Source organism: Pseudoalteromonas sp. QJM3NY_12, assembly GCF_056173165.1.
Window position 1 is genome coordinate 2690337 of the sequence record NZ_CM149661.1, and the last position, 20844, is coordinate 2711180.

General features: G+C 40.8%; 13 protein-coding genes. 2 read left to right on the forward strand and 11 right to left on the reverse strand.

Annotation, left to right across the window (positions count from 1 at the left end; all coding sequences use genetic code 11):
* Positions 1-206 precede the first annotated feature (206 nt).
* The 7 genes from AC0VZ5_RS12660 to AC0VZ5_RS12690 all read right to left on the reverse strand — a co-directional run bounded on the left by AC0VZ5_RS12660 (position 207) and on the right by AC0VZ5_RS12690 (position 8091).
* Positions 207-1382, reverse strand: a complete 1176-nt coding sequence (locus AC0VZ5_RS12660) for a phosphoglycerate kinase (protein WP_138609184.1) — start codon at positions 1380-1382, stop codon at positions 207-209.
* Positions 1383-1431: 49 nt separating this feature from the next.
* Positions 1432-2445, reverse strand: a complete 1014-nt coding sequence (gene epd / locus AC0VZ5_RS12665) for an erythrose-4-phosphate dehydrogenase (protein WP_109874182.1) — start codon at positions 2443-2445, stop codon at positions 1432-1434.
* Positions 2446-2619: 174 nt separating this feature from the next.
* Complete coding sequence (locus AC0VZ5_RS12670) at positions 2620-3360, reverse strand: SIMPL domain-containing protein (protein ID WP_475473094.1); 741 nt, start codon at positions 3358-3360, stop codon at positions 2620-2622.
* Between the two features lie 125 nt (positions 3361-3485).
* Complete coding sequence (locus AC0VZ5_RS12675) at positions 3486-4109, reverse strand: 3'-5' exonuclease (RefSeq protein WP_138609187.1); 624 nt, start codon at positions 4107-4109, stop codon at positions 3486-3488.
* 5 nt (positions 4110-4114) lie between these two features.
* Positions 4115-5953 carry a DUF294 nucleotidyltransferase-like domain-containing protein gene (locus AC0VZ5_RS12680; RefSeq protein ID WP_475473096.1) on the reverse strand — a complete coding sequence of 613 codons (1839 nt, stop codon included), beginning with the start codon at positions 5951-5953 and terminating at the stop codon, positions 4115-4117.
* A gap of 139 nt (positions 5954-6092) precedes the next feature.
* Entirely contained in the window at positions 6093-7817 is a 1725-nt protein-coding gene (locus AC0VZ5_RS12685; protein ID WP_109874178.1) for a sodium:solute symporter family protein, read from the reverse strand.
* Positions 7818-7827: 10 nt separating this feature from the next.
* The gene (locus tag AC0VZ5_RS12690; RefSeq protein WP_008464847.1) at positions 7828-8091 is read right to left on the reverse strand and encodes a DUF4212 domain-containing protein; all 264 of its coding nucleotides are present in this window, start codon (positions 8089-8091) and stop codon (positions 7828-7830) included.
* Positions 8092-8550: 459 nt separating this feature from the next.
* Here AC0VZ5_RS12690 and AC0VZ5_RS12695 point away from each other — a divergent pair, with 459 nt between their 5' ends.
* On the forward strand, positions 8551-11991 hold the full coding sequence (locus AC0VZ5_RS12695) for a hybrid sensor histidine kinase/response regulator (protein ID WP_475473099.1): 3441 nt from the start codon (positions 8551-8553) through the stop codon (positions 11989-11991).
* A 42-nt stretch (positions 11992-12033) separates the two neighbouring features.
* Here AC0VZ5_RS12695 and AC0VZ5_RS12700 read toward each other — a convergent pair whose 3' ends face one another.
* From AC0VZ5_RS12700 to AC0VZ5_RS12710, 3 genes are all read right to left on the reverse strand, one after another.
* A complete protein-coding gene (locus AC0VZ5_RS12700) occupies positions 12034-14637 on the reverse strand; it encodes a DUF2339 domain-containing protein (protein WP_475473101.1) in 2604 nt (867 codons plus the stop codon).
* 76 nt (positions 14638-14713) lie between these two features.
* On the reverse strand, positions 14714-15613 hold the full coding sequence (locus AC0VZ5_RS12705; RefSeq protein ID WP_178956869.1) for a GGDEF domain-containing protein: 900 nt from the start codon (positions 15611-15613) through the stop codon (positions 14714-14716).
* Between the two features lie 64 nt (positions 15614-15677).
* Positions 15678-16262 carry a YqaA family protein gene (locus AC0VZ5_RS12710; protein WP_010387603.1) on the reverse strand — a complete coding sequence of 195 codons (585 nt, stop codon included), beginning with the start codon at positions 16260-16262 and terminating at the stop codon, positions 15678-15680.
* Positions 16263-16407: 145 nt separating this feature from the next.
* Between AC0VZ5_RS12710 and AC0VZ5_RS12715 the strand changes: the two genes are divergently transcribed.
* Positions 16408-17640, forward strand: coding sequence for a TMEM143 family protein (locus AC0VZ5_RS12715; protein ID WP_138609195.1), 1233 nt, complete (start codon positions 16408-16410; stop codon positions 17638-17640).
* A 63-nt stretch (positions 17641-17703) separates the two neighbouring features.
* Here the strand turns inward: AC0VZ5_RS12715 and AC0VZ5_RS12720 are convergent, their stop codons facing one another.
* Positions 17704-20841: an efflux RND transporter permease subunit gene (locus AC0VZ5_RS12720; RefSeq protein ID WP_178956522.1), complete on the reverse strand. Its 3138-nt coding sequence runs from the start codon at positions 20839-20841 to the stop codon at positions 17704-17706.
* Positions 20842-20844: the final 3 nt, after the last annotated feature.

A 20844-nucleotide genomic window follows, 5' to 3' on the forward strand; every position in this document is an offset into this window, starting at 1 on the left:
ATTCTCCAATTTATCGGTAGTTATTTTACTACCTAGTTTGAACGGATTTGTTAGTTTGGCGCAATCACTGCGCCATGAATTAAAAGGCAAATGGCCTAAAATTCATATTATTAACGACTAAATAAAAGTGAGAGGTATTTACTCGTTAATTGTAGCAGATGTGGGATAAGCACATCTGCTTTACGGCTAGCTAATACCCAAAGGTATTATTTAGCGCGTGATTCTAGCATTGCAACTGCAGGTAATTTTTTGCCTTCTAAAAACTCTAAGAACGCACCACCACCTGTAGAAATATACGATACTTTATCACTAATGCCGTACTTATCAATTGCCGCTAGGGTGTCACCACCACCTGCAATAGAAAATGCTTTCGAATCAGCAATCGCTTTTGCAATGGCACGTGTACCATTACCAAATTGATCAAACTCAAACACACCCACTGGGCCATTCCATACAACCGTGCCCGCATTAGCAATAATTTTTGCAAGTTGATTTGCGGTATCAGGACCAATATCAAAAATCATATCGTCGCTGGTGACTTCACTTACATCTTTAAGTGTTGCTACAGCTGACTCTGAAAACTCATTACCTACAACAACATCTGTGGGTACCGGTATTTCGCCATCGTTGGCTTTCGCCGCAGCGCATAAACGATTTGCTTCATCCATTAAATCAGCCTCATAAAGTGACTTACCTACAGGATGGCCAGCAGCTGCAATAAAGGTATTGGCAATACCGCCACCGGTAACAAGCTGATCAACAATTTTAGATAACGAATCAAGTACCGTTAACTTAGTGGATACTTTAGAGCCACCCACAATCGCCACTAACGGACGGGCTGGGTTATCAAGTGCTTTACCTAATGCGTCTAGTTCAGCCGATAATAATGGACCAGCACACGCTACATCAGCAAACAGACCCACACCATGGGTTGAAGCTTGTGCGCGATGTGCAGTACCAAAGGCATCCATTACGTAAACATCACATAATGCAGCGAGTTGCTTTGATAGGGCTTCGTCGTCTTTTTTCTCGCCTTTGTTAAAACGTACGTTTTCAAAAACAACCACTTCGCTATCTGCAACATCAACGCCGTTTAAGTAATCTTTTTCTAGGCGAACAGTTTGCTCAAGTGCATCATTTAAGTAATCAACAACGGGTGCTAATGAAAATTCGTCTTCGTATTGCCCTTCCGTAGGACGGCCTAGGTGTGACATAACCATCACTTTTGCACCTTTTTCTAGCGCAAGTTTGATAGTAGGTAGTGCAGCACGAATACGTGCGTCTGACGTCACTTTACCTGCTTTAACGGGTACATTTAAATCTTCACGAATTAATACACGCTTGCCGTTTAAATCTAAATCTGCCATTTTTATGACCGACATGAACATCTCCTTAGTTAACGATACTAAACCAATAAATACGTTTTAAATATTACTTAAATGCCATCATAGCACGAGCGGTATCAAGCATGCGATTCGCAAACCCCCACTCATTATCACACCAAACTAGTAATTTTATCAGCCGTTTATGACTAACACGTGTCTGTGTGCCATCAATAATACAAGAATGGGGATCGTGGTTAAAATCAACCGATACCAGCGGCTCTTCGGTGTAACTTAAAATACCCTCAAGCCTATCTTTAGCTTGTGCTTTAAGCGCACTATTAACCGCACTTAAATCTACATCGGTATTTACCGTGACACTTAAATCCATGGCGGTCACATTAATAGTCGGTACACGAACGGCAATAGCCTCAAAGCGGCCTTTAAATTTAGGTAAAATACGGTCGATACCACGGGCTAATTTTGTGTCTACCGGAATAATAGATTGGCTGGCGGCACGAGTTCGGCGTAAATCATGGTGATACGCATCAATCACTTGCTGATCGTTCATTGACGCATGAATAGTTGTAATAGCGCCAGACTCAATACCAAAGGCATCATCGAGTACTTTAATAACAGGAACAACGCAGTTGGTGGTACACGAACCATTAGAGACAATAGTATGCTCGTTTTTCAGCTCATCGTCGTTTATGCCATACACAATGGTGGCATCTACATCATTATCAGCAGGATGGGAAAACAACACTTTTTTAGCACCTGCGGCAATATGTGACTGTGCATGCTCACGTGAGTGATACACGCCAGTACATTCAAGTACCACGTCAACATCTAGCGTTTGCCACGGTAATTCAACTGGATTTTCTTCACAAAATAATGCAATGGTGTCATCAGCAACGCTGATAGTGTCTTCACCTAGTTTAACTGGAAAAGTGAAACGACCATGAGAGGTGTCGTATTTTAATAAATGGGCAATAGCTTCAGGGTCGGCTAGTTCGTTAATTGCAACAATTTTGATCTCGTCGCTTAAGCCTGATTCGTATAGTGCACGGACAATATTTCGACCAATACGACCAAAACCATTAATTGCAAGTTTGATTGCCATGAAATATAAAATCCACTCTAGTTACGTACAGAGAAAGGCAGCGTCGCCTTTTAGATGGCGGTATTGTAATCGACCTTGCCTGCGATTATAAGAGCCAAGCATTAGAAACTTTAAATTAACGCCATAATCAACACGCAATGCGCTTTTATTTTTAACTCGGCTTTGCGATATTTGCTATTTTAGTTTTAAATCAAACACCACGTTTATTGATGCTTTAACGCTTATTCTTGCACCTAAATATTGCTGCTGCGTAAATGGGTTCTCGTTATTTCTAGCAGCCATGCTATTTCTGTGGCTAGATAAAACAATGTGCTTAACACCGCTCGCGTCGTAATCTGAGCTACTAGAATTTGCACTAATACTATAAACGTTGCCAAGTTCAGCACCAAAAGACTGAGCGAGCTTATTTCCCTTCGCTTTTGCGTTATCAATTGCTAGTTGTGTTGCCTCTGCCTCTAACTGCATGGCCTTGGAGGATAAACCATTAATTTTTTTGATATTGTCTATTTGTAAGCGTTGAGCAAAATCAATAAATTCATCGACTTTTTTAATATCTTTCAATGTGACTTTAACTGTTTTCAGAGCTAAATAATTATCGCTTAAAGCAATCCCTGATTCTGTACCAACCTTAGTGTATACCTTGCTTTTTAAACCCGATATATGAACATCGCCTTGGCCAAAATCATATTTATCTAATCCTTCAAATAACACGCTGATCCGGCCATCAAGGTCACGCTTAGCCTCAAGTAATGTATCTTCAATGCTTTTTACTTCAAATATAATTTGAGCCATATCTGGCTCAACTAATACCTCAGCAGACCCCTGCACTGCAATATGACGATTAGCTGGCACGCTTGAATTAGCAAAAGTAATAAGAGGAAATAAGATAATAAAAATAGCGCTGATAAGTTTCATATTCGTTCCTTGAATTTTTAATTAAACACGCGTTCCCATAAGTATACAAACAAGAAGAAAAGTAAACTGCATACAATTAAGCTAAGTGCATACTTTATAGTTGAGTTTCGCTGTCCTTAACCAACCTACATTAGATCGCCTACTTTAAGTTCTTTACCGGCGCCTATTTGATGGCATTGGGCTAATAACAGCTCAGCAGTGGCTTGTGCATCGGTAAGCGCATGATGGCAATGATAGCTTGGTAAATCGTAGCGATTACGGCATTCATTTAAGGTTAAATCATCTAATTTGATATCGCTTGCGTGTTGCAGTAAGCGCTTTTTTTCTATTTGTAAGGTATCGATGATCAGCTTAGGCCGCTGGATGATCCCTGCATTTTTTATTGCTAACTTTAAAAAGCCCCAGTCGAGCATGGCATTATGAAATACTAAAATGCAGTCACTAAAGTGAGCACTTAAAGACATTAAAATACTCTGTAGACTTTGCCCTTGTGCCACCGAGTCAGTACTAATGCCGTGAAAAACAGGGCTTTGCTCTAGACTTTTAACCTCTTTATTAACGATATGCTGCGATTGACTATTCTTGATACATTGATTATCAATCAGTACCCAAGCAACCGAGACAATTTCATGTTGTTTAGGATCAAGCCCTGTTAATTCCAAATCAATCACTAAATAACGTTGCTTTAAAGCACTTTGCGCAAGCAAATGGCGACGCTTTAAGTACCGCGTAATAAGCTGCTTAACCATTATTGTTACAAACTCCCACGCGCAAATTTAAACGCCGCGCCTTGCTGCGCTTGTTTTACTAGGTAAAACGCTTCTTTAAGCTGATGACGCTCTAACGAATTGAGTTTGTCTGGGTTAATACAATTACTAGGTAACCCTTCTTCGTTTATTTGCGTGCGCAGCCGAAGCTGAGTTAAAAATCGCCAACAATCTTTTAAATTATAAATATCTTCTTTGCTTAATAGTGAATACTTTAATAAAGCATCCAACCTCTCTTGGGTGTTAGCACGGCGAATGCCTACTTTTAATGCATAAAGTCGCGCTAGATCGTTAATGATCACCACCCCGCGCTTTTTAAGATCGATGTACTTATAGTGTTGCTCTGTTTTTTCGGTTTTAAAGTTATTGAATAAACCAATCGGCGCACTATTAGCATTAACATCGCTGGCCATTGCCGCATAAAAAAGATCGTTGCGAGAAATATGGGTCAACTCTTCACAAAACTGGCTATAGAGTGTGGTTGAGCCTTCAATAAAACGCAGATCAAAAAAGATTTTACAGTTGAGCATTGCCTGGGGTGTGGGACTGGTGATCCACTTTAAAAACTTCGCCCGCCAATCACTAACACTCATTCGACATGCATCACTGCTAGCCATTATGTTACCAGGACAACGACGAATGCCGCACTCAACTAAGTTTTCACAAACAAATTCGCCCATCTGTTTAAAATATGCGTGCTGTTCATCGTTTAGACCATCAGGTAATAACAAGCCATTATCTTGATCTGAATGCAGTGTTTGCTCTTCGCGCGCTTGAGAGCCAAAACAAATAAAACTAAAACTGGTTGGCGCGGCGCCATGGTGTTGTTGAAATAAAAAAATTAGCCGCGAGGTCAACGCATCGGTTAAACCACTGAGTAACTTTCCGATCAGCGAAATATCATCAATATTATTTGAAAACCCTTTTAATAACTCAGGAATTTCTTTCGCGTAACGTTTTAAATCAGCCACATTATGGGCCTTGTAAATACGACCAATTAGCTGCACTGGGTCGCTTTTTTGTTGGCGTAGTAAGTCTGTACTGGTGATCATTCCTAGCGGTTTATGGTTTTCATCAAGCACAGGTAAATGATGAATATTATGCTTAAGCATTAAGTGCAGCGCTGAAAATACGCGGTTATTTTCAAATATAAACTTAGGCTTATTGGTCATAATACTATCGATAGCTTGCGCAGGGTCAACTTCATCAGCAAGCACTCGGTTACGTAAATCACGATCTGTAACCACACCAATAAGATGCGAATTTTCGGTGATCATCATTGATGAAATCCCATGCTCTTGCATTTGTTTAGCACTATGACGGATGCTGGCATCGGGGGGCAGCGTAATCGCTTTGCGAGTCATGATCTCTGATATTTTACGCTCAGACCAGCTGTCGTTGTTACTTTTATAATGTGATGACAGCAATCGATTAGCATGAGCACGAACAAAGTATTGCTCGAATGCTTTATATTCTCGACGTAAGTAATCAAAATCCGTTTGGTCGAGCATATAGACAATGCCCTCTTTTTGTACTTCTAAACTGTTTTGTATTGAATCTCCCGTCAGTAACGAGGGGTAACCAAAGTAATCACCTTGAGTTAAACGCGTTACCGTATCGCCTTGAGCATCCACTAAATCGTATAACCCGGAACGAATTAAAAATAATTTAGGCTGTTCACTGTTAAGCCATTGCGTTTGGTTTTCTCGGGTCAAATAAATACTATCGAGATGGTTAACAAAATAACTGCAGGCGCTGTCCTGTAACATTGAAAATGGTGCTTGCTTGTTAATAAACTGCGCGACTTCCTGTTGCTCACTACTCATAAATCATCCTCAATAAAAAGCGACTTAACCTGAAATATGGTTATTTAATATAGCGATTATTTAATGTAGTCATTATTTAAACAAATAAAAAGCCCGACTTAAGTCGGGCTTTGATGGGTTATATCATTAGATATATGGATTAGTGAGCATGCGCTTCACTAGACCCCTTAGGATTACGAATACCTTCAACCATTTCTTGAATTTCAACTGGTGTCGGTTGAGTCATTTTCATAACACCTGCAGCTACTGCAAAGTTAATGATCATGCCTACTAAACCAATCCCTTCAGGTGAAATACCTAAGAACCAATTTTCTGGGCTATTAAGCTCTGGACTCACAAACTTGAAGTAGATGATGTATGCAGCAGTAAAGGTGATACCCGTTACCATGCCTGCAATTGCACCATGTTTATTCATTGATTTAGAGAAAATACCCATAATAATTGCAGGGAAGAAGCTCGCCGCCGCTAAGCCGAAGGCAAAGGCAACAACCGAGGCCACAAATCCTGGCGGGTTAATCCCAAAGTAAGCGGATATTACAATAGCAATCATCGCTGCCAACCTCGCTGCAAGTAATTCTTGCTTGTCGGTTATATCCGGTTTGAGTGTCCGTTTAAGTAAATCGTGCGATACTGAGGTTGAAATAACCAATAGTAAGCCCGCTGTAGTCGATAGTGCCGCGGCAATACCACCTGCTGCAACGAGTGCAATAACCCAGGCTGGTAAGTCGGCTATTTCAGGATTCGCTAGTACCATAATATCGCGGTCAACATTTACTTCGTTTGCGCTATTAGGGTCAGTGATTTTACCTGATGTGTAGAACATTTTGCCGTCACCATTTTTATCATTAAAGGTGATTAGGCCTGTGCGTTCCCAGTTTTTGATCCAAGCTGGTGCCTCTGCATACGCTGTACCACTTCCGTCTTTACCATTAATTGTATCAATCATGTTTACACGGGCAAACGAAGCTACTGCAGGTGCTGTTGTGTAAACAATAGCAATAAACACCAGTGTCCATGCCGCTGAAATACGTGTGTCTTTAACGCGAGGTACAGTGAAAAAGCGAACAATTACGTGTGGTAAGCCGGCTGTACCCACCATAAGAGCACCTGTGATTGCAAATACATCAATCATGCTCTTTGAGCCTTCAGTGTATTGGCCAAATCCAAGCTCGGTACTTAAACCATCGAGCTTATCAAGTACATACATACCTGAGCCATCACTTAGCGTGGCACCAAAGCCTGTTTGTGGAAAAAAGTGACCTGTTGCCATCATAGAGATAAAAATAGCCGGTACTAAGTAAGCAAATACCAGTACACAATACTGCGCAACTTGCGTGTAAGTAATACCTTTCATACCACCAAGTACGGCATAGAAGAAAACAATGATCATACCGATGTAAACACCGGTTTCAATTTCAACTTCTAAGAAACGAGAGAACACTACACCAACACCACGCATTTGACCCGCAATGTAAGTAAAACAAATAAAGATGGCACATAAAATAGCCACTAAACGCGCTGTACGTGAGTAGTAACGGTCACCGATAAAATCTGGCACGGTAAACTTGCCGAATTTACGTAAGTAAGGCGCTAAACACATAGCCAGTAGTACATAACCACCGGTCCACCCCATTAAGTAAACACTTCCGTCGTAACCCGCAAACGAGATAATACCCGCCATTGAAATGAATGACGCAGCACTCATCCAGTCCGCAGCAGTTGCCATACCATTGGCTAGTGGAGGTACACCACCACCAGCAACGTAGAATTCATTTGTGGACCCAGCTCGAGCCCAAATTGCAATACCGATATAAAGCGCAAAGCTTAAACCGACAATTATAAATGTGAGTATTTGAACATCCATTGACTAGCTCCTATTCGTCTACGCCATATTTTTTATCTAACGTATTCATTTTGAAAACGTACACAAAAATCAAAGCCACAAAGGTATAAATCGCGCCTTGCTGGGCGAACCAGAAGCCAAGTTTAAACCCAAAAAAACGTACTTCATTAAGTACATCAACCAGTAATATGCCAAAGCCAAAAGAGACCACAAACCATACTGCTAATAATTTAAACAGTAATGAAATGTTTTCTGCCCAATAAGCTTTTGCTTGTTCTTCATTTTTAAAAGCCATTTTTATTTTCCCCTTTAAACATCACGATTGTGATGGGTGGTTTTTTATATTCGTTAACCAATTTAGCAATGCAATTCAAATATTGAATTGCGACAATAGTCGTAACAACATATTAACGTTTCCGTAAACTGCGCATGATCAATTAATAAACAACTCATGAACCACTTAAATTTCAGTAGCTTAATAGATTTTTATTGCTCAAGCTTTTAGCCAAATTAAAACAAACCGTGGGAATAAGACATTAGTCTAACTAAATAGACAAAAACAAATTAACCCTTAAATATCATAGCTTTATTTTATTTATAGATAACATAAACAAAATGTATACCCCCTACTTTATTTGCAGCTAGGTATTGTTAATAAGCAAACTACTTCAAACTCCAACTGGCGCTCGCATCTTGAAATAGTTTGGGTATAGTTATGACAAATTATAAAAACACTCTACGAGGTTAAATAAACATGACAGCTGTACTACTCATTGTTGCCTTTGGCTACATAGGCGTGCTGTTTTGGCTGGCAAATTGGGGTGATAAGACCACCCCACTTGCCAAGCGTATTAGTCATCACCCATTTGTGTATTCATTTGCATTGGGAATTTATTGTACTTCGTGGACTTACTATGGCTCGGTAGGCACCGCTGCAACTAGTAGTTGGAGCTTTTTGCCTATTTTATTAGGACCCGCCTTACTGTTTTTTTTCGGCCAAGGCTTTTTACGTAAACTGGTATTGGTGAGTAAAAAACAAAATATCACCACTATCGCCGACTTTATTTCAGCGCGTTACGGCAAACGCCAAACCACTGCAATTATGGTGACCATTATTGCCTTATTAGCCACTATTCCTTACATTGCATTACAATTAAAAGCGCTTAGTTCTAGCTTTTTACTTTTGCAAAATAGTAATCAGATATCTGGGGATATTTTGGCGTTATCGGCCACTTTAATGATGGCGCTATTTGCTATATTTTTTGGCACGCGCAAAGTTGATGTAACCGAGTACCGATCGGGCTTAATGCTCGCTGTGGCGTTTGAGTCGCTAATAAAGTTGTTTGCTCTGGCGGCTGTTGCAGGGCTTGCAATATATAGCTTATTTAATTTACCCACAGAGGGTTCTAGCCAAGTTGCCGAGTCAATTTGGCTGCATTGGGCGCAGTTCGACTTTTTTAGCTTTAACTTTATAGGTCAGTCACTAATGGCGGCGGCCGCTATAATTTGTTTGCCAAGGCAGTTTCATGTCACCGTGGTTGATAACCAAGATAAGCGCCATTTATTTACTGCTCGCTGGGCTTTTCCATTGTACTTGTTATTAACCGCAGCAATGATTTTACCTATTGCCACCGCTGCTATTCACCCAGAAATAGGCCGCAGTTTATCCCCAGACAGCTTTGTACTGGCACTGCCTATGCTGCACGATAACGCTTTTTTAACCACCTTTGTGTTTATAGGTGGGCTTTCTGCTGCCACAGCCATGATTGTTGTTGCAACACTTACACTAAGCACCATGATCTCCAACGACGTGGTGCTCCCCTTAATGTTGCGCCGTAAATTTAAACGTAATTTAATCACCACTAGCTACAAATCCCGCATTTTATTAGTACGGCGCTTTACCATTGCTGGGGTGCTTATTTTAGCCTACTTCTATCAGCAATGGTTTGGTAGTGGCAGTGCGCTAGCCAGTATGGGGTTAGTGGCTTTCTCATTAGTGTCACAATTATTGCCTGCTATTGTGGGTGGTTTATATTGGCGAAAAGGTCATGCTTATGGTGTTTATGCTGGGCTACTCGCAGGGGTCATTTGTTGGGTGCTATTTTTGATGTTGCCTATTTTAGAAGCCCCTAACCCACTAGACAGTGAACTGCAACAAACGCTTATAACTAGAGGCACCTTAATCGCATTGTTTGCTAATATTGGCTGTTACATTAGCTTTTCCTTGGGAGCTGAAGAGCGCTTAATCGATAAAATTCAAGCGGCGGCATTTGTTAATCCCAAAGATCAGGCCATTTTATCTCGTCGCTTAAATAAAAACGTAAAAGCCACGGTATACGACTTTAAAATTTTACTGCAAACCTTTTTAGGCATTCAGCGTAGCCAGCAAATTTTATCGCATTACGCACTCCATCATGATTTAAACGACAACAATGCACACCCTCGCGCTGACTTTATTGTCTACTGCGAACGCGCACTGACTGGAGTATTAGGTGCTTCCTCTGCGCAAGCACTTATTCATACAGTATCATCTGGCAAACGAATGGCGTTTGAAGAAGTGGTAAACTTTTTTGATGAAACCACACAAGCACTGCAGTTTAATCAGAACTTACTATTTACCTCACTAGAAAACTTAAGCCACGGACTATCTGTGGTAGATAAAGATCTTAACCTCGTTGCTTGGAATAAGCGCTATAGCGAAATGTTTAACTACCCTGAGGGTTTTTTACAAGTTGGCCAGCCCATTGAAGAAATAATACGGTATAACGCAGAGCGCGGTGAATGCGGCCCCGGTGAAATCGAGCGCCATGTTGATAAGCGGGTTCAGCATTTAAAAAATGGCAGCTCACATCACTTTATTCGTCATCGTCGAAATGGCCAAGTTTACGAAATGATAGGCAACCCACTACCTGATGGGGGGTTTGTAACGAGTTTTTCTGATATTACTAATCATATTAGTACGCAAAATGCGCTCGAAGAAATTAATATGGACTTAGAAAACCGCATTGAAGCGCGCACCCAAGAAGTGCAAACCATTAATAGTAGCCTGCAAGCACAAATCGATAGTCGCGTACAAACAGAGCAAGCACTTACTTTAGCTAAACGTGAAGCTGAGCAAGCGAATGATAGTAAAACTCGCTTTTTAGCACTGGCCAGCCATGATATTTTACAACCGCTCAATGCGGCACGATTATATCTCGCCGCCATTGATGAAACTCAGTTAGATAGCACCAATAAAAATAACTTTAATAAGCTAGGTGATAGCCTCGATTCCACCGTGCATTTAATGTCGGCTTTATTAGAAATTGCCAAGCTAGAGCAAGGGGCAATGACCCCAAATCCTCGTCACTTTTACATTGATGATATTTTAGATCCCCTTAAAAGCGAATATGCGATTTTATCGAGCGATAAAGGACTCTCATTTAAAGTACGTTCAAATAAGCAAATAGTACACAGCGACATTACTTACTTACGCCGAATACTACAAAACTTACTGTCAAATGCGATTAAATACACGGAAAATGGCCGTGTATTAATTGCCTGTAGAAACAGAAAGCACAGTTTACGGATTGAAGTATGGGATACCGGCCCTGGTATTAGCGACATTGAACAAGCAAAAATATTTAACGACTTTTATCGAATTGAAGCTAGCGACAATAAAGGCGTTGGCTTAGGTTTAGGGGTGGTTAAACGTATGGCTGATTTATTGAGCCTGCCGATTGATGTGGTTTCATTACCTAATAAAGGCAGCCGATTTAGCATTGAAGTGCCTTATGGTGATGCGCAATTAGTACAGCAAAAACAATCCAGTCAAAATATAGTCGACAACCGCGCCGCGATAAATATTATTGCCGTTGACGACGACCCTGAAAACCTTGCAGCCATGGCTAGCCTATTAAAGCGCTGGCAGGCAAATTACACCCTATTCGATAAAGTGGACGCGGTGTTAACTTATGCAAAAGAACAGGGCGCACCTGATGTTATTTTAATGGACTATCAGTTAGGTAATGATTGGGATGGCATTACTTTAATTAAAGCGCTACGCGAAATTTGGCAAAGCGATATTCCGGCTATTTTAATTACCGCAGTGCGTGACACTGAGCTAAAACAAACCACCAAAGCCGAAAATATTCATTATCTGAGTAAACCAGTAAAACCTGGTAAGCTTAAAGCACTGCTGAACCACAGCACTTAACGATTAATAAGAGCTTAAGCCCAGTAAGTACTGGGCTTGAACTTAACTATGACTGCGCTTTTTGAGTTTTTGAAACAACCAACTAAGCCCTACCAGCGACAGCCCTAAACCGATGAAGGACAATGCTTTTAGAAGTCCCGTTAAATTTGCCATATCTATTAAAAACACCTTAACAATTACAGCGCCAAGAATACCTAAACCAACATTTTGCAGTAACCGTTGCTGTTTTAAATGCCCGGCTATCACTACCAGCGCGCCGAGTAATAACCAAATAACCGAATAGCTATATAGCTCGGCGTCGCTGGTTGCTTTATCAAGGTAGATGAAGCCGCCTTGCCAATATTGACGGATCAAGGTGTTGATAGCTAATACCGCTAATAAACCAGACACACCGAGTGTAATTTGACTCAATTTAGCATTTAACGATTTAACTAAACTCGCTAACCATAACGCCAGCAGGCTCGGGACCAACCAAATTAAAAGTATCCAGTTAAATATTGGTGTTTCACCAACATAAAGACGCATTAATAACGGATTATCATCCAACGTTGTATTGATTAACAACAAGCCAGCTAACGCTGATAAAATAAAACCTGCAGTGCGATATAGCTTGCCCAGCTGCCCTGCACTTTGCGCGCGATATAAATAAACGCAGCCTAAAGCAAGCAAGTTACAACTGAGCAAAACTTGCTCATAAAAACTTAAAGAAAACAGCTGAGGGTAGTGCCCTACCAGTTGATAACTGGTTTCGGTTGTCACAAATAACGCTAAACAATGCAGTGCTGCTCCTTCAAGCCATATTTTTAGTTTTGAAGTATTAAAACATTTAGCCGCTGCAAAAAATAACCCAATACACAGCGGGTAAACAACTAAACTCCAATGCAAACCAAATATGCTTAGCTCATCATAACTAGGCGTCCACGGCGATAAGGTAAGGCGTAAAAGTAATGCCGCCACAAGGGCTTTTATTGGCCAGTGTGGCATAGCCACATTGTATTTTTTTATCAGTAAGCTCAGCAGTAATACTTGAACAGCCAGAGCAATGGTAAGGCCACTATCACTCAGTAACATCGTAATTGCTAAGGTAATATTGGCGTTTGCCCCCACCCAATAACTAAAGCGCTGCCATAAGGTTGTATTATTTTGCGTAAATTTAATTAACACGGCACTCATTAAACATAGCAATACCGCCCAAAGAGGGTAAGCGGTTGCTAAAGCCGTGTTTGGGATCATCGCATACAAAGTGCCAACTAATGCAAACATGCTTAATGAAGCAAGCAAATGAAAAGCTAATCGTTTTGGGTATTTATTACCAAAATAGAGTCCATAGCCACTTAGCCCCAGAGCAAGTAATAAGCCTAGCCCGTATTCGTTTTTAAAAATGAATAACGCGTCATTAAAGGCATAAGTTTGTTTAGCACTGACCACTAATAACAGTGCAATTAATAAAGAGACAGCCTGCCATGCATCCCAACGGCTATTTTTTAGCACTAAAAATAGTAACAAAGCGATGCTTAATAACGCCACGATTTGCCATTGTAAATTAAACACACTCAACAGCATGGCAATCATTAAAGGAGCAATAAAGGCCAGTAACAAACCGTGGTCTGGAAATAAATTAACTAACCGTTTAAAGCTGTGCGGGCGTACTTCAAGGGTGTTAAAGCCCAAGCCTAAGCGTGCAATAGCGATTAATCCTAAAATACTTAACAACGCAAAAGCGCCTATTAACCACACTGTGTCGTAGTTAAATAGAGTGAGTCCAACCAAGTACCAGCCAATATGCCCTACCCATAGTAAATACCACAGCCAAATACGCTTTACTTTATGTGCCACAACTGCTGCGGCAACACTCACAAGGGCAACATAAATAAGCAAAGAAAATAACTGCCCACTGCCCGTATTTACCCAAATAGGAACACTGTAAGCGCCTATAATGCCTATTACAGCAAGTAAAGGGCCTAACTTTATTGCCATTACACTAGCACACACAGCAATAACTGCTAAGCCAATAAATGCCCACTCAGCACTTAGCATGCTAAAGCTGTTATAAGCTAAAAACATTAAGGCAAAACAAGTCATAAAGCCGCCACTGGCAAGGGCTGCAGGAATGTAATTATTAAAGCCTTCAAAAACGATGCGTTTATAATGTAAATAATACGCTGCTGCGATTAAGCCAATGCCAAATAATCCACCGGCACTGAGCCTCATTGCAGGTGAAAGTAGCCCAGCCTCTAAACTGTATTTTGCTAAAAACACGCCACCTAAAGCCAAAGCAATAGCACCAATCCAGGTCATCCAATTTTTCTCGAAGCCTGCACGTAATTGTTTAAAAAGCAGTTCAATACTCGATGGTTTTTTAGTTATCGTTTTACGAGGTGGTGGAGGTTTAATGCTTACTGGTTTATTAACAGCAGCAGGAATATCTGAGCGGTTTAGAGGTATTGCGTTATCTACTTGAGGGTCAGCGGAGGATTTTTCATTTTTTGCTACATTTTGATTTGACTCAAACTGTAATAGTTTTAGTTTTAATACTGCAACCTCTTGTTTAAGGGTGTTCAATTGCACTAAGGCCACTAATCCACAAATAGCCCCTGCAACAATCGCAATAGATACAATAATTGCTAATCCGATTAACTCATCCATACAGTCCCTTTTTTACCTCGCAACAGAAGTCCCCAAAAATAGCACAAGCGAAATCTATTTTATAAAATTACTATGTTTAAGCAACCTCAAGGCGATCACGGCCTGCTTTTTTAGCTCGGTATAATGCCTGATCTGCACGTTTCATTACATTTTCAAAGCTCTGATCGCTACTACGGTGCGCAATACCGATACTAACCGTTAAAGAACGCTGATTTTGTACTGTAATAGTACGAGCAGTTTCTAGAATAGTCTGCGCAAAGTTAAGCACTTCATCAAGCTCATAACTAGGTAAGTAAGCGGCGAACTCCTCACCGCCTATGCGAGCAAAAATATTTTCATTTTTAAAAAGATGATTCACTTTATCTGCGAACTGTTTAAGCACCTGATCGCCCACATCATGGCCAAAATCGTCATTAATACGTTTGAAATGATCAAGATCTATGATTAAAACAGTGTAAGGATTATTAACAACCTCCTTCACATGCTGATAAAAACAGCGTCGGTTATACACTTTAGTTAAATCATCTATGATAAATTCTTGCGCTAACCGAGTGTGCATTCGCTGCATAAAGTGCATGGTTTTAAATAAACCATAAACAGTAATTAACATACCCAATGTGCGACATAAATCCTCTACGTAATTGCTTATCCAAAGAGGCTGATGTATTACTTCATCAAGCACATCGGCAGTAGATGCTACAATCCATAACATTAAACCGATACTGACATACACGTAGGCTTTTTTAGCTAATTGTGAACATTGCACCATAAAGAAAATTGTAAAAATAACCACTAAGTTAATAAAGTCAGTGGTAAAGCCGTAAAGATTTTGCTTGAAATCCAATAAAGGAAAGCGCATTAACGAAAAAATTGAAAAGCCAATAATAAATGCCAGCATAGCTAAAATTAACAGTTTGTTTAATCTGGTAATTTTTACAAAGCGGCTGAGCTTAAGGCTCACTTTTTCCGGATTCATCATAGGCTGTATTTAAACTTATTATTGTTGCTAAAAACTATACCATAAACTAAAACTGATTAATTTAAATTAATGTGCTAACACCCCAGCCAATCGCAACTAAAATAGTTAACCCAATCATGGTCTTAGTTTTGTGCTTGCTGATAATACGCTCAGCTTGATTGCCCGCATAATACACCACGATTGCCAAGCCGAAATAACGTATAGAGCGAGCAATAGCGCTTGCTAATAAAAACAGCGCCAGCGAATACTTAGTTGCGCCAGCGGCCAGCATCGCAATTTGAAACGGAATAGGCACGATACCTAGGCTTAACACAAACCAAAATCCTTGTGCCTGCATTTTTTGTTTTACGTTTTCAAACTGCTCAGGGCTTGAGAATGTGTTGATAACCCAATCGCCAATGATATCAAATAAGTAATAGCCTAAAGCATAGCCAAATAACGCACCTACAATACAGCCTAGTGTTGCCATTAGGGCAATTTGCCAAAGCTTTTCCCGTCGTGCTTGCATAAGTGGTACCAGCACTGCCTCGAGTGGAATGGGAACTATGGTGGATTCTAAAAATGAGGCAATAGTAATCCCACCCAGCATATTTTTAGACTCAATAAACTGACGTGTTTTTTGCTTGAGCTTTTTTTGTATAGCCATAAACGTCCTGTTAGCAATTAGGTAAGTGACTAAATCATCTCATAATAAGGTTAATGCTACCTGAAGAAATACAGTCAACATAGTAATCATTATAAGACTGCTTTATTATCTTTATATACCATTATACTTTTAAAATTTTCACAATATGCAAACTGCCCGCTACATTCCCTTTAGAAAACACGACATCATTACAATGTGCGCCAAAGAGCTTAATAAAGACCAACAAACTTCTTTTAAGCAGCTTTGTGAACTTTTAGCCAGCTTAATTCACTTTCATTACCATGGCACACTTGAGTCATTAAAAAATAATTACGCGCCTTTTGATCCAAATAGCGATACTCGTTTGATAAACAGCGTGACTGATGAACAAAAAGCGCAGTGCCAACGTGATTTTGCTAAAGATTTTGCCAAAGTTCTAAACGCGGCTAATTTTGAAGTGATCACCCATCAAGACCTACAAGATGCACTAAACGAAGAATCACTATTTAAAGTGCGCCTTGAGGTAGAGTTTGAGGATTTTGAAGAAGTGGTTTTTTATCGCCGTGGCGAGTCGCAACTCACCGAAACCATAACCAGTTTTTGGGGGTTACGTAAAAAGCCACTGCATTTTACCAACTACGATCGCGTAGCAGTATTTATCCGTTTTAAAGACAAAGCCTATTTTGAATCAAAAAATAAACTACCTATGGGGTTTGAGCCCAGCTCAACCATAGTAAAACTATTTCAAAATGTGCCAAAAGCTGACTTAGAAATGCTATTTCCTAATAGCGAAGTACGCATGCGCCCTATTGATAAAGTGATTATTGGCTCATCGGCACTTATTGGCGGTGCGGTAGTATTAGTTACCAAACTGGGCGCCTCATTACTTTTACTGTTTGCTTTGTTTACATTTTGGGGAGGGTTTAGTGATAAAGCCGTTACCATGACTCAGCAGCACTTTATTACGTTAGCCATTGGTATTGGAGTATTTGGCAGTTTTGTGTTTAAAGAGTGGAGTAAATTTAAAAACCGTAAAATTAAATTTATGAAAGCACTGAGCGATAATCTTTACTTTAAAAACCTTGATAACAACGCCGGTGTTTTTCATACCCTTATAGACGCCGCCGAAGAAGAAGACATAAAAGAAGCTCTGCTTGCCTATACATTTTTACTAAAATCAGAAAGTGGCTTAAGCGCACAAATGCTTGATGAGCAGATAGAGACGTGGTTTAAAACAAAGTATAAATGCGAGCTAGATTTTGAAATTAGCGATGCGCTTGAAAAGCTTAAACGCATGCATTTAGTAACTTGCACAAACACCCTATATAACGCGATAAATCTAGAGCACGCAAAAGCCATATTAGATGAGCGCTGGGATAACCTATTTCAATATAACTAAGCAACTCCTTACTTAACAAAAAAGCAGCTGACACTTCAGCTGCTTTTTACGTTATTACCTAATTTAGGCTGTTTGCTGCTTTTCAAATTTTGCATGCACTAATTTATAAAGTGCTGGTAAAATTAACAACGTGAGCAAAGTGGATGACATAATTCCACCTACCACCACGGTTGCCAAAGGCCGTTGTATTTCAGCGCCGGTACCGGTATTTAGCGCCATAGGAATAAACCCTAAACTAGCCACAAGCGCGGTCATTAGCACTGGGCGTAATCGCTGTAATGCCCCGCTATGTATTGCATGGTATAAGCTTAATCCCTCATTTCGTAACTGCTTAATAAACGACAGCATCACCACACCGTTTAATACCGCAACCCCACTTAGAGCAATAAATCCCACACCCGCTGAAATAGAAAGCGGCATATCTCGTAGCAATAATGCTAATACCCCACCGGTTAGTGCCAGTGGTACGCCACTGAATATAATCAGTGAATCACGCAGCGAGCCAAAGGCACTATAAAGTAAGCCAAAAATAAGCAATAAAGTCACAGGCACTACCAACGACAAACGCTTACTCGCCGATTGTAATTGCTCAAACGTACCGCCGTATTCAAGCCAATAACCACTGGGTAGGTTAAGTTGTGCGTTCATAGTCGCTTGGGCATCGCTTACAAAGCTGGCTAAATCGCGTCCTGTTACATTCGCTGTTATTACCACATTGCGCTTGCCGCTTTCGCGATTTATTTGATTAGGGCCTTTTTCAATACTGATTGTAGCCACTTCTCCAAGCGGTACAAATGCAAGCTCAGGGTTACTACTTTTAGGTAACGCAATAGGTAAACGCGCAAGCGCAGAGACATCATCAGACCAACGCTTATCTAAGCGTACTAATAACGAAAAGCGCTTATCACCCTCATAAATTAGCCCTGTTTGCACCCCACCAACAGCAGCGGCAAGGGTTTGTTGAATGTCGTTTACGGTTAATCCTAATAGCGCCATATGGTCTCGCATTGGGGTAACAGAAAGTGTGGGCAAGCCCTCCATTTGCTCTAAACGAACATCAGTAGCACCGGTAATATTTCGCATTAAACCAGTGGCTTTTTCGCCAAACTGTTTAAGTATGGCTAAATCGTCACCGTAAATACGCAGCGCTACATCGGCACGCACACCGGCAATTAACTCATTAAAGCGCATTTCTATAGGCTGGGTAAATTCATAGTTATTACCCGGTACCTCATTCACACGATGACGAATTTGCTGCACTAACGCGTCTTTACTTAGTGACGGATCAGGCCATTGCTCACGCGGCTTTAACATTAAAAAAGTGTCGGCAACGTTAGGTGGCATAGGATCGCTGGCGACATCTGCTGTGCCAATCTTTGAAAATACGTTCGCAATTTCAGGCTGCTCTAATAAAGCCTGCTCCAACTGCTTTTGCATTTGCACCGATTGTTCAATACCGGTGCCAGTAATACGCAACGCATGCATTGCAATGTCACCTTCATCTAGCTGCGGTAAGAATTCGGCGCCCATATTTTTAACTTTAAAGCCAAGCACTAATACCAAAACAGTGGCAATACTCACCATCAGCCACGGTAATTTAAGCGATAAGTTAAGCAGTGGCTTGTAGATTTTTTTAACGCCACGCATTACTGCGTTTTCGCTTTCATCTACTTTACCACGCACAAATACGGCAATAGCCGCTGGCACAAAGGTGACAGCAAAAATAAGTGCACCTATTAACGCGGCAACCACGGTAAACGCCATAGGCTGAAACATTTTGCCCTCAACACCACTGAGCGCAAATAGCGGTAAATACACCAACATAATAATTAAAATACCAAATACTGCGGGGCTAAACACTTCTTTGGTGGCTGAAGTTACAACCTCTAAACGCTCACTGAGCGTAAGTAAGCGGCCATGTTTATGTTGAGCCATCCCTAATTGACGAAGGCAGTTTTCAACCACAATCACCGCGCCATCAACAATTAATCCAAAATCGATTGCACCTAAGCTCATTAAGTTACCCGAGACTCGATTGCCCACCATGCCTGTAATAGCAAATAGCATACTCAGCGGAATAACCATGGCGGTAATAAGCGCACCAGTGATATTCCCAAGCAATAACAACAGAATGACGATGACCAATACCGCACCTTCAAACAGGTTTTTTTGTACTGTGGCGATGGTTTTATCAACCAGATTGGTGCGGTCATAAACAGGCTCAATAATAACCCCTGCAGGTAAACTTTTTTGTACTTGTATAAGCTTATCAGCCATGGCTTTGGCAACCACACGGCTATTTTCACCAATTAGCATCATCGCCGTGCCTAATACGGTTTCCTCGCCATTATAGGTAGCCGCGCCAGTTCTGAGCTCTTTTCCTAAGTATACATTTGCCACGTCCTTAATTCGCACAGGAGCATCATCACGCTTAGCAATAACGGTGTTTGCTATATCCGCTAATGTTTTTAATTGCCCAGGGGAGCGCACTAAATATTGGCCGTCAAAGCGCTCTATATAACCGGCTCCGCGATTGCTGTTATTAAGCTCAAGTGCACTGATAACATCGTTGATTGTTAGCTTATAAGCGATGAGCTTTTCTGGTATGGGCGCAACTTGGTACTGGCGCTCAAAGCCACCTTGGCTGTTTATTTCGGTTACGCCTTTTACTTTTAAAAGCTGCGGACGAATAACCCAGTCTTGTAAAGTACGTAAATCTTCGGCGCTGTAAGGCATACCATCACTTTTTAACGCATTGGGTTTTGCATGCACGCTATAGGTAAATATTTCACCTAAACCACTGGCAATAGGTCCAAGGTTTGGCTCAACATTATTAGGTAAATCGGCGCGAATACTTTGAATACGCTCTCCAATTTGTTGACGCGCCCAATAAATATCGGTGCCTTCATCAAAAATAATGGTTACTTGAGAAAGCCCATAGCGAGAAAGCGAACGGGTATAATCAAGCTTAGGAATACCCGCCATCGCTGTTTCGACTAAGTAAGTGATACGCTGCTCAACTTCAAGCGGCGTAAAACCAGGCGCTTTAGAGTTAATTTGCACTTGTACATTGGTAATATCGGGTACAGCATCTACCGCTAAGTTTTGGATGTTATACACACCAAACCCAGCAAATAAAAATGTCAGTGCCAGTACCATCATGCGGCGTTTAACCGCAAAAGAAACAATCCAGTTAATCATGGT

Excerpts from the sequence above, each read along its gene's own strand:
- AC0VZ5_RS12720 (WP_178956522.1), bottom strand. The coding sequence starts at position 20,841 with ATGATTAACTGGATTGTTTCTTTTGCGGTTAAACGCCGCATGATGGTA.
- AC0VZ5_RS12685 (WP_109874178.1), bottom strand. The coding sequence starts at position 7,817 with ATGGATGTTCAAATACTCACATTTATAATTGTCGGTTTAAGCTTTGCG.
- AC0VZ5_RS12695 (WP_475473099.1), top strand. The coding sequence starts at position 8,551 with ATGACAGCTGTACTACTCATTGTTGCCTTTGGCTACATAGGCGTGCTG.
- epd (WP_109874182.1), bottom strand. The coding sequence starts at position 2,445 with ATGGCAATCAAACTTGCAATTAATGGTTTTGGTCGTATTGGTCGAAAT.
- AC0VZ5_RS12680 (WP_475473096.1), bottom strand. The coding sequence starts at position 5,953 with ATGAGTAGTGAGCAACAGGAAGTCGCGCAGTTTATTAACAAGCAAGCA.
- AC0VZ5_RS12660 (WP_138609184.1), bottom strand. The coding sequence starts at position 1,382 with ATGTCGGTCATAAAAATGGCAGATTTAGATTTAAACGGCAAGCGTGTA.
- AC0VZ5_RS12675 (WP_138609187.1), bottom strand. The coding sequence starts at position 4,109 with ATGGTTAAGCAGCTTATTACGCGGTACTTAAAGCGTCGCCATTTGCTT.
- AC0VZ5_RS12715 (WP_138609195.1), top strand. The coding sequence starts at position 16,408 with ATGCAAACTGCCCGCTACATTCCCTTTAGAAAACACGACATCATTACA.
- AC0VZ5_RS12710 (WP_010387603.1), bottom strand. The coding sequence starts at position 16,262 with ATGGCTATACAAAAAAAGCTCAAGCAAAAAACACGTCAGTTTATTGAG.
- AC0VZ5_RS12705 (WP_178956869.1), bottom strand. The coding sequence starts at position 15,613 with ATGAATCCGGAAAAAGTGAGCCTTAAGCTCAGCCGCTTTGTAAAAATT.
- AC0VZ5_RS12690 (WP_008464847.1), bottom strand. The coding sequence starts at position 8,091 with ATGGCTTTTAAAAATGAAGAACAAGCAAAAGCTTATTGGGCAGAAAAC.
- AC0VZ5_RS12670 (WP_475473094.1), bottom strand. The coding sequence starts at position 3,360 with ATGAAACTTATCAGCGCTATTTTTATTATCTTATTTCCTCTTATTACT.
- AC0VZ5_RS12700 (WP_475473101.1), bottom strand. The coding sequence starts at position 14,637 with ATGGATGAGTTAATCGGATTAGCAATTATTGTATCTATTGCGATTGTT.